At 70.1% G+C, this 15,024-nt stretch carries 13 protein-coding genes; 10 read left to right on the top strand and 3 right to left on the bottom strand.

The features are described from left to right. Positions 1-7: 7 nt before the first annotated feature. Positions 8-1,132 (top strand): TFIIB-type zinc ribbon-containing protein, encoded by a 1,125-nt coding sequence (locus ABD793_RS36910; protein ID WP_344868090.1) that lies wholly within the window; start codon positions 8-10, stop codon positions 1,130-1,132. Between the two features lie 84 nt (positions 1,133-1,216). Here ABD793_RS36910 and ABD793_RS36905 read toward each other — a convergent pair whose 3' ends face one another. Further along, positions 1,217-2,671, bottom strand: a complete 1,455-nt coding sequence (locus ABD793_RS36905) for an AAA-type ATPase lid domain-containing protein (protein WP_344868089.1) — start codon at positions 2,669-2,671, stop codon at positions 1,217-1,219. 178 nt (positions 2,672-2,849) lie between these two features. Here ABD793_RS36905 and ABD793_RS36900 point away from each other — a divergent pair, with 178 nt between their 5' ends. The 6 genes from ABD793_RS36900 (at position 2,850) to ABD793_RS36875 (ending at position 7,974) form a co-directional block, all read left to right on the top strand. Further along, on the top strand, positions 2,850-3,875 hold the full coding sequence (locus ABD793_RS36900; protein ID WP_344868088.1) for an amidohydrolase family protein: 1,026 nt from the start codon (positions 2,850-2,852) through the stop codon (positions 3,873-3,875). Beyond that, positions 3,875-4,618, top strand: coding sequence for an iron-sulfur cluster assembly protein (locus ABD793_RS36895; RefSeq protein ID WP_344868087.1), 744 nt, complete (start codon positions 3,875-3,877; stop codon positions 4,616-4,618). Before ABD793_RS36900 ends, ABD793_RS36895 begins: the two co-directional genes overlap by 1 nt. Beyond that, entirely contained in the window at positions 4,615-5,640 is a 1,026-nt protein-coding gene (locus ABD793_RS36890) for an NAD(P)-dependent alcohol dehydrogenase (protein ID WP_344868086.1), read from the top strand. The genes ABD793_RS36895 and ABD793_RS36890 overlap by 4 nt, the downstream gene beginning before the upstream one ends. Next, positions 5,637-6,773, top strand: a complete 1,137-nt coding sequence (locus ABD793_RS36885; protein ID WP_344868085.1) for a glycerol dehydrogenase — start codon at positions 5,637-5,639, stop codon at positions 6,771-6,773. Before ABD793_RS36890 ends, ABD793_RS36885 begins: the two co-directional genes overlap by 4 nt. Positions 6,774-6,798: 25 nt before the next feature. Beyond that, the gene (locus ABD793_RS36880; RefSeq protein ID WP_344868084.1) at positions 6,799-7,122 is read left to right on the top strand and encodes a putative quinol monooxygenase; all 324 of its coding nucleotides are present in this window, start codon (positions 6,799-6,801) and stop codon (positions 7,120-7,122) included. Positions 7,123-7,401: 279 nt separating this feature from the next. Beyond that, entirely contained in the window at positions 7,402-7,974 is a 573-nt protein-coding gene (locus ABD793_RS36875; protein WP_344868083.1) for a hydrolase, read from the top strand. A gap of 64 nt (positions 7,975-8,038) precedes the next feature. Here ABD793_RS36875 and ABD793_RS36870 read toward each other — a convergent pair whose 3' ends face one another. Beyond that, on the bottom strand, positions 8,039-9,967 hold the full coding sequence (locus ABD793_RS36870) for a glycoside hydrolase family 84 protein (RefSeq protein ID WP_344868082.1): 1,929 nt from the start codon (positions 9,965-9,967) through the stop codon (positions 8,039-8,041). A 311-nt stretch (positions 9,968-10,278) separates the two neighbouring features. Here ABD793_RS36870 and ABD793_RS36865 point away from each other — a divergent pair, with 311 nt between their 5' ends. The 3 genes from ABD793_RS36865 to ABD793_RS36855 all read left to right on the top strand — a co-directional run bounded on the left by ABD793_RS36865 (position 10,279) and on the right by ABD793_RS36855 (position 14,414). Further along, entirely contained in the window at positions 10,279-11,691 is a 1,413-nt protein-coding gene (locus ABD793_RS36865) for a tol-pal system YbgF family protein (RefSeq protein ID WP_344868081.1), read from the top strand. Positions 11,692-11,915: 224 nt separating this feature from the next. Next, positions 11,916-13,361, top strand: coding sequence for an argininosuccinate synthase (argG, locus tag ABD793_RS36860; protein WP_344868080.1), 1,446 nt, complete (start codon positions 11,916-11,918; stop codon positions 13,359-13,361). A 90-nt stretch (positions 13,362-13,451) separates the two neighbouring features. Further along, on the top strand, positions 13,452-14,414 hold the full coding sequence (locus tag ABD793_RS36855) for an LLM class flavin-dependent oxidoreductase (RefSeq protein ID WP_344868079.1): 963 nt from the start codon (positions 13,452-13,454) through the stop codon (positions 14,412-14,414). A gap of 161 nt (positions 14,415-14,575) precedes the next feature. Here ABD793_RS36855 and ABD793_RS36850 read toward each other — a convergent pair whose 3' ends face one another. Next, positions 14,576-15,001, bottom strand: a complete 426-nt coding sequence (locus ABD793_RS36850; protein ID WP_344868078.1) for a Fur family transcriptional regulator — start codon at positions 14,999-15,001, stop codon at positions 14,576-14,578. Between the last annotated feature and the right edge of the window lie 23 nt (positions 15,002-15,024).

The raw sequence follows: 15,024 nt of genomic DNA, 5'->3' as shown, positions 1-15,024 counted from the left end.
GGACCTGATGACCGACCCACGTTTCCAGCAGGCCGGGGTCGCGGCCACGACCTATCCGTGCGGCGGCTGCGGCGCGCGGCTGGAGTTCGCGCCCGGCACCACCGCACTGCAGTGCCCGTACTGCGGGTTCCGGCAGGAGATCACCGCCGGTGACCGGCAGATCCGCGAGATCCCGTTCGGTGAGCTGGCGAACCTGGCGCGCAAACCGGTGGGCAGCATCGGCAAGTACGTCTTCGCCTGTCAGCGCTGCGCGGCGAGGACGGAGACGAACGAGACGGCGAGTCTCTGCCAGTTCTGCGGCGCGCCGCTGGTGATCGACCCGGCGGCGTCCGGTCAGCTGGTGCCGGAAGGAGTGCTGCCGTTCCTGCTCGACCGGTCCGCGGTGAGCACGCACCTGAAGAAGTGGACGTCCTCGCGCCGCTTCGCGCCGAACGCGCTGAAGAACGTCACCACGGCCGAGTCGACGAAGAGCACCTACCTCCCGCACTGGACCTACGACTCGCAGACCAGGTCGTTCTACACCGGGCAGCGCGGCGAGTACTACTACGTCACCGAGACCCACTACGTGAACGGCGAGCGGCGGACCCGCCAGGTGCGCCGCACCAGGTGGTACCCCGCGCGCGGCCAGGTGCAGCGGGCGTTCGACGACGTACTGGTGCCCGCCAGCACCCAGCTGCCGACGGCGGAGATAGACAAGCTGGCGCCGTGGCCGTTGCTGGAGGCGGCCCCGTACCAACAGCAGTTCCTCGCCGGTCACTTCGCGCTGCGCTACGACGTGGAACCGGAAGCCGGGTTCGAAGAGGCGAAACGGCGGATGGCCGTGGTCATCCACGACGACTGCGAGCACGACATCGGTGGCGACACGCAGCGCGTGCACTCGGTGGACACGCAGCACGCCAACGTGTCGTTCAAGCTGATGCTGCTGCCGGTGTGGGTTGCGACGTATGTGTACCAGGGCAAGAACTGGCAGATCCTGGTCAACGGCCGCACCGGCGAGGTGCACGGCGAGCGTCCGTGGAGCAAGGTGAAGATCGCGATCGCGGTGCTGGTCGCACTGATCGTGGTGGCCGCAATCGTGTACCTCGTGGTCGCCAACGGGCACAGCGGCAGCTCCAGCACGCACCACCACTGACATCCGCGCCAGGCCCTGACCGACGCCACCGGGCGACCCGCGGTTCAGGACCGCAACTGCCGGGGGCGACGCGTGCCTCCCCGGTCAGGACCGCAGCTGCCGCGCCTTGATGCCGTACTGGGTCATCTTCCGGTAGATCGTGGCGCGGCCCATGCCGAGTTCGGCCGCGGCGCCCACCACCGTGGCGCCGGGCTGGGCAAGGCAGCGCACGATCTCGTCGCGTTCCATCGCCTGCAGCCTGCTCAGCCGGTGCCCCGCGTTCGTGAACACCTCGGCGGGCAGGTGCGGCACGTCGACGACCTCGGACCGCGCCGCCGCCTCGCGCACGACCCGGCGCAGCTGCTTGACGTTCTCCGGCCAGTCGTAGGCGGCCAGCGCCCGCGCGGCGGCCGCGGTGAAGGTGACCTCGCGCCCGCGGACCCGGTGCGCGAAATGGCGGGCGAGCGGGAGCACGTCGTCGGGACGGAACCGCAGCGGCGGCACCTCGATCGCGGTGTCCACGTGCGCGACCAGCGGCTCCGGGAGCGCACCCGGATCGACCGCGGTCAGCACGAACGGGGCGACCGCGGCTTCCCGGTGCGCCGTGGAAAACCGGTGCGCCAGCTCGCTGGCCGCCCATGCGGGCAGACTGTCCACTCCGGACACGATCACACAGGTGCGTTCCTTGCCCAGTTCGGGCGCCCACACGGTGAGCCAGGCGGCCACGTCGTCCTGCCCCGGTGACCGTGCGTTGAGCAGCCGTTCGCGCGGGCGCAGCTCGCGGCGCGCCATCGCGGCCAGCGCCGTCTTGCCGGTGCCCGGCTCGCCGGTCACCAGCACGGTCTGCCCGCGCCGCATCGCGTCCAGCACCTCCACCAGCGGGTGCTCCCAGCCTGCCGACAGCCGCGGCGGATCGACCTGGTCGGCGTACATCCGGAAGACCTCGCCCCGCGGCACCTGACGCGGACGCCGCCCGGAGGCACGCGCCAGCATCAACGCACTGGTGTGCCCGGCGGCGGTCTGCGCCAGCGCCAGCAGCAGTTCGGAGGACTGCTCCGACCAGGTGGTGAGGTTGACGCTGCCGGCCAGTCCCCCGCTCAGCGGGTCGAGCACCGGAACCGCCGCGCAGGTGTAGCCGCGCAGGCTGGTGCAGTAGTGGTCGGCCGCGCGCACCAGCGACGGCGCCCGGTCGGCCAGTGCGAGACCGAGACCGTTCGTGCCCGCGTTGCGCTCCGCGAAGTAGAAGCCCGGGGCGAGATGCACCCGGTCCAGGGAGCGGGTGATGTCGGTGTCCCCGCACATCCGGCTCAGCACGAGGCCCTCGCTGTCGGTGAGCATCAGGCTGACCGGCTCGTTCGCGAGCGTCGCCTGCAGACCCTGCAGCACCTCGCGGCCACATTCGTACAGCAGCGAGCTGGTGTCGACCGAACCGGTGAAGACCGGCTTCACCTCGTCGTCCGGCACGCCGTACCGGGCGCTGCGCTGCCATGACGCCCGCAACCGGGGTGCGCTGCCACCGCGCGCCTCGAGCGGTGCGGCATCGCCCTGCCTCTGCGTCACATCGACCTCCCGGAATCGCGGCATTGCGTCCGACTGGGTCAGGCTAGAACCTCCAGCGTAGCCGGTGGAACGTCCCGATGTCTCAAACTGAGACATCGGTCCCCTCGCTGACCTGCGCGAACCGTCTTACCGTCCGGGGACTGACGTGCCGACGCAGCCACGAAGGCGGAGGAAGACCATGTACACCAAGGACGGCGAGAACTACTACATCCTGGACGCGCACATCGCGCTCTGGGACGCCCGCCCCGAGAACCAGCGCAACATCCACGGCAAGCAGTTCATCGACTGCTTCTACGACTACCACCGCAACCTCAGCCCGGAGTCCGAGGTGTGGCCCTACGAGGAGTACCTCTACCAGGGCGGCGAGCGGCTGATGAAGGACATCTTCACCGACGGCTACGTGGACCACGCGATCTTCCAGCCCGCCGCGCTGCCCGCGTTCTACCGCAACAACTTCGGCCAGACCGAGGAGGCATTCGCGCTCGCGCAGAAGCATCCGGACAAGCTCACCTACAACCACTGCTGGGACCCGCGCTTCGGCGAGGACGGGCTGAAGCAGCTGCGCGAGGACGCGAAGCGGTTCAACCTCAAGGGCGCCAAGCTCTACACCGCCGAATGGTTCGGTGACTCCCGCGGCTGGAAGCTCGACGACAAGTGGAGCTACCGGTACCTGGAGGCCGCGCAGGAGCTGGGCATCAAGAACATCCACATCCACAAGGGCCCGACCATCCGCCCGCTGGACCGCGACGCGTTCGACGTCGCCGACGTGGACAAGGTCGCCACCGACTTCACCGACCTGAACTTCGTGATCGAACACTGCGGCCTGCCCCGGCTGGAGGACTTCTGCTGGATCGCCACGCAGGAGCCGAACGTGCACGCCGGGCTCGCCGTGGCGATGCCGTTCATCCACTCCCGCCCGCGCTACTTCGCGCAGATCATCGGCGAACTGCTGTACTGGCTGGACGAGAACCGGATCCAGTTCTCCAGTGACTACGCGATCTGGACGCCGAAGTGGCTCGTGGAGAAGTTCGTCGACTTCCAGATCCCCGAGGACATGACCGAGTACCCGGCGCTCACCACCGAGGTCAAGAAGAAGATCCTCGGCCTGAACGCGGCCGCGATGTACGACATCGAGGTACCCGCCGAACTGCAGGTGGCCAACCCTCCGGCGGAGGCGAGCACCGAAGCCGTGGCGGTGGCCTGATGCCCGCGCTCGAAGAACGCGCTCGCCGCGCGCTGGACGCGGTGTTCGATCCCGAACTGGACGAGCCGATCACCGATCTCGGGTTCGTCCGCTCGATCCAGGCCCGCGACGCCGAGCTGACCGTGCACCTGCGCCTGCCGACCTCGTTCTGTTCGCCCAATTTCGCGTATCTGATGGCCTCCGATGCGAAGGACGTGCTGAGCGAGCTGCCCGGGGTGGACCGGGTCGTGGTGTGCCTCGACGACCACCACGATTCGGACCTGATCAACCGCGGCCTCGCCGCCGACGCCGGCTACCGCGGCACGTTCGGCAGCGAGGCCGAGAAGGACCTCGAAGAACTGCGCCTCACCTTCCGGCGCAAGGCGCACACCGCGGCGATGGAACGCGCGCTGACCGGCGTGCTGCGCGCGGACCCGGACCTCGCCGAGGAGCAGCTGCACGACGTCACCCTCGGCGACCTCCCGGAAGGGCGCACGACCTCCGCGCTGCTGCGCCGCCGGGAGGCACTCGGCCTTGCCGTCACGCCGGAGCAGCCGGTGCTCGTGGACAACCACGGGCAGGCCTACCCGCGCGAAGAGGTTCCGGTGCGGTTGCGGTTCGCCCGTTCGATCCGGATCTCGATCGACGGCAACGCGCACTTCTGCCGGGGCCTGCTGCGCACCCGTTATCCCGAGTCCGACGCCGACCAGGCACCGCGGCCGCAGGATCCGTCCACTTCCCCGTTGGAGGCACGAGCATCGTGAAGGCAGTCCAAGTCGTCGGATACGGCGAACCGCTCCGGCTCACCGAACTGGCCGAACCCGAGGTCACCGGGCCCTACGACGTGATCGTGCGGATCGGCGGCGCCGGGGTGTGCCGCACCGACATCCACATCCTCGAAGGGCAGTGGAAGGAGAAGTCCGGCGTCACGCTGCCTTACACGATCGGGCACGAGAACGCCGGCTGGGTACACGCGGTCGGCAGCGCGGTGACCAATGTCGTGGAAGGCGACAAGGTGATCGTGCACCCGCTGGTGACCTGCGGGCTGTGCCGCGCCTGCCGCTCCGGCGACGACGTGCACTGTTCGGCGAGCCAGTTCCCCGGTATCGACACCTCCGGCGGCTACGCCGAGTACCTCAAGACCTCCGCACGCAGTGTCGTGAAACTCGACGATTCGCTGGAGCCCGCGGACGTCGCCGCGCTCGCCGACGCCGGGCTGACCGCCTACCACGCCGCGGCCAAGGCGGCGCACCGGCTGCGGCCGGGTCACCGGTGTGTGGTGATCGGCGCCGGCGGGCTCGGGCACATCGGCATCCAGGTGCTCAAGGCGCTCACCGCGGCCGAGCTGATCGTGGTGGACCGCAACCCGGAGGCGGTGAAGCTGGCCGAATCGATCGGCGCGGACCACGGCGTGGTCGCCGACGGCGGGCAGGTCGCCGCGGTGCAGCAGCTCACCGACGGGGAGGGCGCGGAAGCAGTCATCGACTTCGTCGGCGAGGGCGGGGCGACCCACGACGGCATCGCCATGCTGCGCCCGGCCGGTGACTACCATGTGGTCGGATACGGCGAGAACATCGACGTGCCGACCATCGACGTGATCTCCGCGGAGATCAACTTCATCGGCAACCTGGTCGGGTCCTACCCCGATCTGTGCGAGCTGATGGTGCTGGCCGCACAGGACAAGGTACGGCTGCACACCACGCAGTACCCGCTGGAGTCGTTCCAGGACGCCATCGACGACCTGGACGCGGGCCGCATCCGCGGCCGGGCGATCCTCGTCCCGTGAGCGCCCGCACGCTGATCAGCCCCGGCCGCTACGTGCAGGGCCGGGGCGCGGTGCACCAGCTCGGCGAGTACCTGGCACAGCTGGGCTCGACCCCGCTGATCGTCGCCGACGACCTGGTGTGGGGTTTCCTCGGACACGACGTCGAGGACTCGCTGCGCAAGGCGGATCTGCCGGTGCACCGGGCGGGCTTCGGCGGGGTGCCGAGCGAGAACGAGGTGGACCGGCTGGCCGGGGTGATCCGGGAGCACGGTGCGGACGTCGTGCTCGCGGTCGGCGGCGGCAGCACGATCGACGCGGTCAAGGCCGCCGGGTTCCTCGCGGGCACGCGCTGGGCGACCTTCCCGACGATGGCCTCCACGGACGCGCCGTGCAGTGCGCTCTCGGTGATCTACACCGAGGACGGGGGGTTCTCCGAGTACCGGTTCTTCCCCCGCAACCCGGATCTGGTGCTGGTGGATTCCCAGGTCGTCGCGAACGCCCCCGCGCAGTTCCTGGTCGCCGGGGTCGGCGACGCGCTGGCCACCTGGCTGGAGGCGCGGGCCACCGCGCAGTCCGGTGCCAGGACGATGGCAGGCGGACTGCCGACGCTGACCGGCACCGCATTGGCCAAGCTCAGCTGGGAAGTGTTGTGGGACAACGCGATCGAGGCCGTCGATGCGGTGCGTGAGCACCAGGTGACACCGGCTGTCGAGCGGGTGATCGAGGCGAACACGCTGCTGTCCGGGCTCGGTTTCGAATCCGGCGGTCTGGCCGCCGCGCACGCGATCCACAACGGGCTGACCGCGGTCGGTGCCACGCACGGGCTCACCCACGGGCAGAAGGTCAACCTCGGCTCGCTCACCCAGCTGGTGCTGGAAGGCGCGCCGTCGGCGGAGATCCGCGAGTTCGTGGAGTTCACCACCCGGTTGGGGCTGCCGACCACGCTGACCGAGGCCGGGTTGCGGACCGACGATCCGGATACCCTGCGTATCGTCGCCGACGCGGCGACGGCACCGGCGGAAACCATCCACAGCATGCCGTTCGAGGTGCGTGGCGAGGACGTGCTCGCCGCGCTGGTGTCCGTCGAACGGCTGGCACGGCGGATCCGTGCGGACGCGAAGCTGCCCGAGCCGGTACCGCACCGGGCGCACTGAAGCCGAACCGAGACGAGGAGAGCAGATGATCTTCATCACCGCGAAGTTCCGGGTCAAGCCCGAGCACGCGGACAACTGGCCGGAGATCTCGCGCGCGTTCACCGAAGCGACCCACGCCGAGCCGGGGTGCCTCTGGTACGACTGGGCCCGCAGCCTGGCCGACCCGAACGAGTACGTGCTCGTCGAGGCGTTCCGCGACGACGACGCGGGTGCCGCGCACGTGGGCTCCGACCACTTCAAGACCGCGCAGCGCGAACTGCCGCCGTACCTGGCCGAGACCCCGCGGATCGTGAACGCGAAGGTGGACCAGGACGACTGGTCCGAACTGGGTGAACTGGCGGTCAAGTAGCAGCACTGCCGACGGGCCCGTCCGGGAAAACGCTTCCCGGACGGGCCCGTTGTGTTGTCCTGGCCGGAAAAGGCGGTGTCCCCGGCCGGGCGACGGCGGTCGGCTGCGCCCCGGGGCACGCTGGGGTGCGCGCTGATCGGCAAGCCGAGGTAGACAGCCAAAGTTGAACAATTCAGCCTGTCGACCTACCCTCGGGCACGTCCGGGCCGGTGGCTGCGGGCCCGGTCGCCGGGACTGGGCCGCGACGCCGGAAACCCCGTGCCACGAAGGGAATTTCCGTTGCCAGTCAGCACTGTCGACCCATCCGCCGCGCTGGTGGTCATCGATCTGCAGAACGGCCTGCTCGGCCTGTCCGGCGCGCCGCACGCATTGTCCGAGGTGCTCGCCCGGTCCGCCGGGCTGGCCGAGGCGTTCCGGGCCCGCGGCCTGCCGGTCGTGCTCGTGCGGGTCAGCGCGTCCGCCGACGGCGGCGACGCGGTACCCGGCCGCACCGAGACACCCCGCGGCGCCCAGTCCCGGCCCGAAGGCTGGGACCAGATCGCCGACGAGCTGTCCGGGCACCCGGAGGACATCGTCGTCACGAAGCGCAACTGGTCCGCGTTCTACGGCACCGACCTCGACCTGCACCTGCGCCGCCGAGGCGTCACCCAGATCGTCCTCACCGGCGTCGCCACCAGCATCGGCGTCGAATCCACCGCCCGAGCCGCCCACGAACACGGCTACCACGTAACCCTGGCCACCGACGCCATGACCGACCGAGACCCGGCCGCCCACGACAACAGCGTGCGAAAGATCTTCCCCCGCCTCGGCGAAACCGGAACCACGGAGGAGATCATCCGGCTACTGCCCTGATCCGGAGCGTCACCCGCCCGAGGCGAGGTTCCCGAGCCCCGCCTCGGGCGGGTGACGCGTCCGGTCAGCGGGGATCGGGCGATGCTGCTGTTCTTGCCTGGTCCAGGAAGGTGTCGAGTACGCCGTCGCCGACCAGGGCCTGGTGGATGCCCCAGCGGTTGGTGTTGCCGGTTTTCACTGCTTGTGCCTGAGTGACCAGGGCGTCTCCGGTTGCGGTCAGCTGTTGTGCCTTGTCCTGGTCGCCTTCGGCGGCTGCGGCCAGTGCGTCCAGTCTGGTCACCATTGCCTTGCCCCACAGGGCAGTGGCGTCCAGCCATGGTGCGGCGTCGGTGGCGAACGCGCTGTCCACCCGGCCGTCCCGGATCACCGGTGCCGCGTCGCGGATCTGCTCGGCGTAGACCCGCAGGTCGGCCAGTGCCTCGTGGTCGCCCGCATTCCAGCGCTGCCAGAACTCGGCGGTCTTGGCGGCCAGCACCGGCGCCTGCGGCTGCCACGGACCGGGACCCGACGACGGGGCGTAGTGCTCGAGGTCGGCGAACACGGTGAGCGCCCGAGTCGCCTCCGGGTCACCGCCGGCGAGCCGCGCAAGCGCTTGCGGCCACGACCGTTCCGCCGAGTAGCCGGTGTCGTTCCAGGAGAAGTCCGCGACCCCGAATTCGGCGATTTCGCTCGCCGCCTCCTGGTTCATCGGGTTCGAGACGATCCCGTCGAGGTACTGCGAGAGCCCGGCGTCCCGGTGGTCGTACGGCGCGAGCAGCAGCCGACCGGCGGATTCGTCGTAGTCGTTGACCGGATAGTTGTCCCAGAGGAACACCTTGCGTCCATACACTGTGGACACTTGCTTTGCCTCGTCATTGGTCACGCTCGGCGGGACGACCGCGGTCCCGGTCCACTGCACCACCACCGACGGATCGAGGTTCTCCCGAAGCTCGGTCTTGTACGGTGAGTCCTCGAGATCGCTGTACTCGGTCGGCACCGTCTGCAGTGCACGCACGCCCTCGTGGGTCTTCACGAAGTCGTTGGTGATCGCGTTGAGCAGCGATACCTGGGCCTTGCCCGCAGCGGCTTGACCGGGATCGCCGTAGGTCGCCTGGTCGCTGTCGCAGTTCCACTTCGTGTACGAGATGTCGTCGAACGGCAAGGAAAACGCCCGCACGCCGAGGTCGTACACCGACTGGAACTTCGCCTTCACCGCCGCGATGTCTTCCGGCGACGAGAAACAGATCGAGACGCCCGGTGACAAGGCATACGTGAAGTCGACGTGGTGCGCAGTAGCAGCACCGACCAGCTGACCCAGCGTCGCCAGATCCTGCTGCGGGTACGGATCACGCCACTGCGCCCGCAGGTACGCGTCGTCCTTGGCGCTGTAAACGTAGGTGTTCGCCTTTGTTTCGCCGAGGAACTCGATCTGGTGCAGCCGTGCCTCGGTGGTCCACGGCGGACCGTAGAAACCCTCGATCGACCCGCGCAGCGCCATGTTCGGCCAGTCGCGCACGGTCGCGCCGCTCACCGCCCATCCGGCTCCGGACCGGACGAACAACTGCCGCAACGTCTGCACGCCGTAGTACTGGCCGGCCCCGTCCCGGCCGCCGATCATGATTCCGGACAGCCGCGAAACGGTGAGCGCGTAGCCCTCGGCCTGCTCCGGCACCTGGCTGCTCAGGTCCGGACCACCGAGGCGCACCAGCAGGAGCCCGTGCTGCGCCTCGGCGGCGGAGCCGACGGTGATGATCCGCTTCACGCCGTGTGCCTGCAGCAGCGAGGTGAGCAGGTCCTTCGCTGCCGCATCAGTGGTCTGGTCCACGAGCAGCACGACCGTGGACGGGACTTTCAGCTCGCCCGGCACGCGGCTGATCTGTTGCGGCGTGGGGGAAACCACCGGCGGCTCAGCCGGAGCGGCGGAGGCGGAGGCGGGCTGGGCGAGCGCGACGGTGGCGGCGACCGCCCCCGCCGCGAACGCTGCGGCGAGCCGGGTTCTGCCGAGCAGAGTCATGGCTTCCCCTCTCAGACGGCAGGCCCACAGACCGGCCGGCCAGCAGCGTAGGTCGGTGATCGATCAGAGGTCTAGGCCTAACCGGATGACGGCACCTGAGCGAAAGTCACCCACCGCTGACTCCGTCGACGCTGGTCCGAACGGTGCAACCGGGCACCCCGCCACCGGCCGGGGCCGGGATTGATCCGATCACCGGCCGGCACCAGCGCGTCGGACGAGATACCGGGCCGAAGACCGGAACCTGCCAAGGCGGGACCGGTCCCGCGCCGGTCGCCCGATACTGGCCGCTCCGGTGAACCGAAAGGGATCCCATGTACGAGCCCACGTCCGAGGCTGCCGGCCACCCGCCCGCGCAGCCGCGCGATCCGGTGGCCGCCGCACTGGGGAACGCTTCCCTGCTCGGCCTCGGCTATCTGCTGCTCGGACGGCGGCTGCTCGCCGCGGTCAACCTCGCGGTCACCGTCGTGCTCGTGGTCGTGCTGACCACGGTGGCGCCGTTCCTCTGGTTCGAAGTGCTCGTCCTCGGGTGGTGGGCACTGGTCGTGACGCACGGATGGTTCCTCGCACGCGGGGACGGTGCAAACGTCGGCAGACAGCGGATGATCGCACTGTCGGTCACCGTGGTCGTGTTCGTCGTGGTGGGCCTGCTCCGGTTCGACGCAGGCCGGATCGACGACACCATCGCCGACGCCCGCGCCGAAGGCGACTGTGGCAAGGCCACCGACGCACTCGACGGCCGGTGGTTCGGACATCGCGTCGCGAACGCCCCGCTCGTGTCCGGGGAGCAGGCCACCCGGGAAGCCTGCCGGCGGCTGCGGACTGCGAACGGCGAGCTGGCCGAGGCGTTGTCCGGGCACTTCTCCAAGATGGCAGTCGCGTTCGCCTGGTTCGCCTCGGTCCGCCAGGAGCTGCCCGGCCACGAGGCGATGGCCGCCGCCGCGCTCGGCGGCTTCCTCCACCGTCTCCCCACTCCGGACGCCTGCACGACCTCCGAGATCGTCGACTGGCTGTCCGAGCACGCGTCGGCCGGGCCGGTTCCGGAACGATCCGCCGCGACCGTCGCACGCACCGCACCCGCCGCGTTCCTCGGTTGCGGCGACCGCATGATGGCCGCGAAGGACTGGGCCACCGCACGTACCCGTTATCAGCAGCTCGTCGACGGCTACCCCGCCGATTCCCGGGTGGCGAAAGCGAAAGAGGGCGTCACGAAGGCCACCCAGGCACTGGAACTGGCCAACGTCCGGGGGTTGCTGGAGGGCTCGACCGGCACCGCACCGGCCTACTGCGACACCCCGGCTCCCTACAGCGCCGCGGCCCCGTACGGCAAAGGCACGAACCACGCGTTGTTCTACGGCAACGACGGCTTCAGCGGCCGGTTCCCGGCGGACTGGCGCGCGTCCGACGCGGCGCAGGCGGTGCTCGTGGTGTGCCTGGGCGAGGCCGAGGACGGCACACCGGTGCAGACCTGCCCGTACGAGAACAAGTCCCTGCCGGAATTCCCGACCGACGTGACGTTCCACAAGATCGCCGTCCCGCTCAAGGCCTACGAACTGCGCACCGGGAAACTGGTGGTGGACACGAAGGTGGAGGTCGGCGGCACGAGCTGCCCCAAGGTCCTGCACTACCGCAGCTACGGCAGCGACCTCGGCCCGCCGCCGGACACCCAGGTCGAGGCCTCCGATGCCGACGTGCGCGCGGCGTTCGCCCCGATCATCCAGAAGTGACCGGCGGTCCGGGAGCCGGTGACCCGGCCGCCGGGGAGAGGCACGGGAGCGGGCCGGCCGCGTTCGCGTCCGGCCCGCTCCCGTGCCTAACCTGGGTCGCGGAGCCTTCCCGGCGAACCGGCCAAGGCTCGTAGCGGATCCGCCGAACCCCACCCGACCAGCGGAAACGTGTTCTGCCCCACCCCGGCATGCACGTTCATACATCGTCGTGCATAATTATTCCCATGTCCAAGGTGCTCACTTCCCTTCCCGTCGGCGAGCGGGTCGGCATCGCCTTCTCCGGTGGCCTCGACACGTCCGTTGCGGTCGCGTGGATGCGGGACAAGGGTGCGGTCCCGTGCACGTACACCGCCGACATCGGCCAGTACGACGAACCCGACATCGCGTCCGTGCCGGGACGCGCGCACGCCTACGGCGCGGAGCTCGCCCGGCTCGTGGACTGCCGTGAGGCACTCGTCGAGGAGGGGCTGGCGGCGCTGACCTGCGGGGCGTTCCACATCCGCAGCGGCGGCCGCGCGTACTTCAACACCACCCCGCTCGGCCGTGCGGTCACCGGCACCCTGCTGGTGCGCGCGATGCTCGAGGACGACGTGCAGATCTGGGGCGACGGCTCCACCTACAAGGGCAACGACATCGAGCGGTTCTACCGGTACGGGCTGCTCGCGAACCCGTCGCTGCGGATCTACAAGCCGTGGCTGGACGCGGCGTTCGTCGGGGAACTGGGCGGGCGCAAGGAGATGTCCGAGTGGCTGCAGGCACACGGCCTGCCCTATCGCGACAGCACCGAGAAGGCCTACTCCACCGACGCCAACATCTGGGGCGCCACGCACGAGGCGAAATCGCTGGAGCACCTCGACACCGGCATCGAGATCGTCGAGCCGATCATGGGTGTGCGGTTCTGGGACCCGTCGGTCGAGGTCCCCGCCGAGGACGTGACGATCGGATTCGCGCAGGGCCGCCCGGTCAGCATCAACGGCAAGGAGTTCCGCACCTCGGTCGAGCTGGTGCTGGAGGCGAACGCAGTCGGCGGACGGCACGGTCTCGGCATGTCCGACCAGATCGAGAACCGGATCATCGAGGCGAAAAGCCGCGGTATCTACGAGGCGCCGGGCATGGCGCTGCTGCACGCGGCGTACGAGCGGCTGGTCAACGCGATCCACAACGAGGACACCGTCGCCAGCTACCACAACGAGGGCCGCCGGCTCGGCCGGTTGATGTACGAGGGCCGCTGGCTCGACCCGCAGGCGATGATGCTGCGCGAGTCGCTGCAGCGCTGGGTCGGCACTGCGATCACCGGCGAGGTCACGCTGCGCCTTCGCCGCGGCGAGGACTACTCGATCCTCGACACGTCCGGTCCTGCCTTCAGCTACCACCCGGACAAGCTGTCGATGGAGCGCACCGAGGACTCCGCGTTCGGCCCGACCGACCGGATCGGCCAGCTGACCATGCGCAACCTCGACATCGCCGACTCGCGCGCGAAGCTCGAGCAGTACGCCGGGCTCGGCATGGTCGGCAGCTCCCACCCGGTGCTGATCGGCGCGGCACAGGCCGCCTCGACCGGGCTCATCGGCGCGATGCCCGAAGGCGGCGCGCAGGTCATCGCCTCCAGGGGCAAAGCAGGCGACGACGAGCTGCTGGACCGGGCGGCGATGGAGTTCGGCACCGACTGACCCGCCGGGAGGACGTCCCGGACGATCATCCGGAAGGCCGCGGCGAATTTCGGTCGCGGCCTTCCGCTTTCGCCGGGCAGACTGGCGGCCGTGGAGATCCCGATCGGTGTCATCGCCCCGCCCACCTTGCCTGCCGAGCAGTTCGCCGAGTACGCCGAGCGCGCCGACGCCCTCGGTTTCGCCGAGCTGTGGGTGTTCGAGGACTGCTTCCTGCGCGGCGGGGTGGCCCAGGCCGCGGTGGTGCTCGCGCGGACCGCACGGATCCGTGTCGGGATCGGAATCCTGCCTGCCGGTGCGCGCAACCCGGCGTTCGCCTGCCTCGATCTGGCGACACTCGCCGAGCTGTTCCCCGGCCGGGTGATGGCGGGCGTCGGGCACGGCACGCCCGCGTGGATGCGGCAGACCGGCACGTGGCCGAGCAGCCCGATCACGCTGTTGCGCGAGTACTTCGAGGCCACCCGCAAGCTGCTGCACGGCGAGCGGGTCACCATGTCCGGAAAGTACGTCCGGCTCGACGACGTCGCGCTGGACCATCCGCCTGCCGTCGCACCGCCGGTGTACGCCGGGGTCCGCGGCCCGCGTTCGCTGGCTGCCGCGGCGGAGGTGGCCGACGGCGTGATCCTCGCCGAGCCGGTGTCCCCGGAGTATCTGCGCGGGGCGCGGGAAATCGTCGGTGCGAAGGAGATCGTGGCCTACCACGTGGCCGCCGTCGACGATGACGCCGACCGTGCCCGCTCGCTGGTGCGTCCCAACCTCGCGATCCTCGGCGAACCCGACTGGGCCCCGCACATCGACCCGCTGCCGTTCGCGGCGGAGTTCCGGCAGCTGCGCACCGCCGCGGAGGGGCCGGCGGACTTCGCCCGGCGTCTCCCGGACGCGTGGGTCGACCAGCTGGCCGTCGTCGGTACTGCCGGCGACGCCCGCGCACGGCTCGCCGAGATCGCCGCGGACCACCACGTGCTGTACCCGGCCGGACCGGATCCGTTGGCAGCACTGGAAAAGCTGGCCAGGATACGGTCCGCTGCAGATGGCAGGGACACCGCAGCCGGGTGACTCCGCTCTTCCGGCTCTCCGCAGACCAGGTCACCGCCGAGCCGCGCAGGCGCACTTCGGGCTGACGCGCACCCTGCGTAACCCGGAGGCGCCGGTTACGCAGCCGGTGCCCGGATGCACATCACGACGCCCGGTCGTTCCCACTGCGCTGCGCGGACCGGTCAGGAAGCGGTGCGCTCGCAGTCTTCGCAGAGGCCCCACCAGGTGACCTCGGCCTGGTCGACGCGGAAGCCGGGGACCTCGCCCGGCTCGAGGCACGGCGCGCTGCCGACCGCGCACGGCACGTCCTGGATCCGGCCGCAGCCGCGGCAGACCAGGTGGTGGTGGTTGTCGTGGGTTTCCAGCTCGAACCGCGCCGGCGAACCGGCAGGTTCGAGCGGACGCAGCAAGCGGGCACCGACGAGGTCGTCGAGGACGTTGTAAAGGCCCTGCCGGGACAACGCGCCGACCGAGCCTTCGCCCTGCAGCGCGGTCGCGATCTCCGCGGCCGTGACGTGCGAGGTGTGCGCGACCGCGGCCAGCACCGCCCGCCGCTGCGGGGTGTTGCGCAGGCCCTTCTCGCGCAGCAGTGCCCCGAACTCGTCCATGCCCGGATGGTACCCGCAGAGTT

This window comes from Amycolatopsis ultiminotia (assembly GCF_039536925.1).
In the GTDB taxonomy this organism is placed as follows: Bacteria; Actinomycetota; Actinomycetes; order Mycobacteriales; family Pseudonocardiaceae; genus Amycolatopsis; species Amycolatopsis ultiminotia.
This window is presented reverse-complemented; position numbering and strand designations above follow the sequence as displayed.

Bases quoted from the DNA above. Each gene is read 5' to 3' on its own strand.
- ABD793_RS36910 (WP_344868090.1), top strand. From the start codon at position 8: ATGACCGACCCACGTTTCCAGCAGGCCGGGGTCGCGGCCACGACCTAT.
- ABD793_RS36900 (WP_344868088.1), top strand. From the start codon at position 2,850: ATGTACACCAAGGACGGCGAGAACTACTACATCCTGGACGCGCACATC.
- ABD793_RS36895 (WP_344868087.1), top strand. From the start codon at position 3,875: ATGCCCGCGCTCGAAGAACGCGCTCGCCGCGCGCTGGACGCGGTGTTC.
- ABD793_RS36880 (WP_344868084.1), top strand. From the start codon at position 6,799: ATGATCTTCATCACCGCGAAGTTCCGGGTCAAGCCCGAGCACGCGGAC.
- ABD793_RS36870 (WP_344868082.1), bottom strand. From the start codon at position 9,967: ATGACTCTGCTCGGCAGAACCCGGCTCGCCGCAGCGTTCGCGGCGGGG.
- ABD793_RS36865 (WP_344868081.1), top strand. From the start codon at position 10,279: ATGTACGAGCCCACGTCCGAGGCTGCCGGCCACCCGCCCGCGCAGCCG.
- argG (WP_344868080.1), top strand. From the start codon at position 11,916: ATGTCCAAGGTGCTCACTTCCCTTCCCGTCGGCGAGCGGGTCGGCATC.
- ABD793_RS36850 (WP_344868078.1), bottom strand. From the start codon at position 15,001: ATGGACGAGTTCGGGGCACTGCTGCGCGAGAAGGGCCTGCGCAACACC.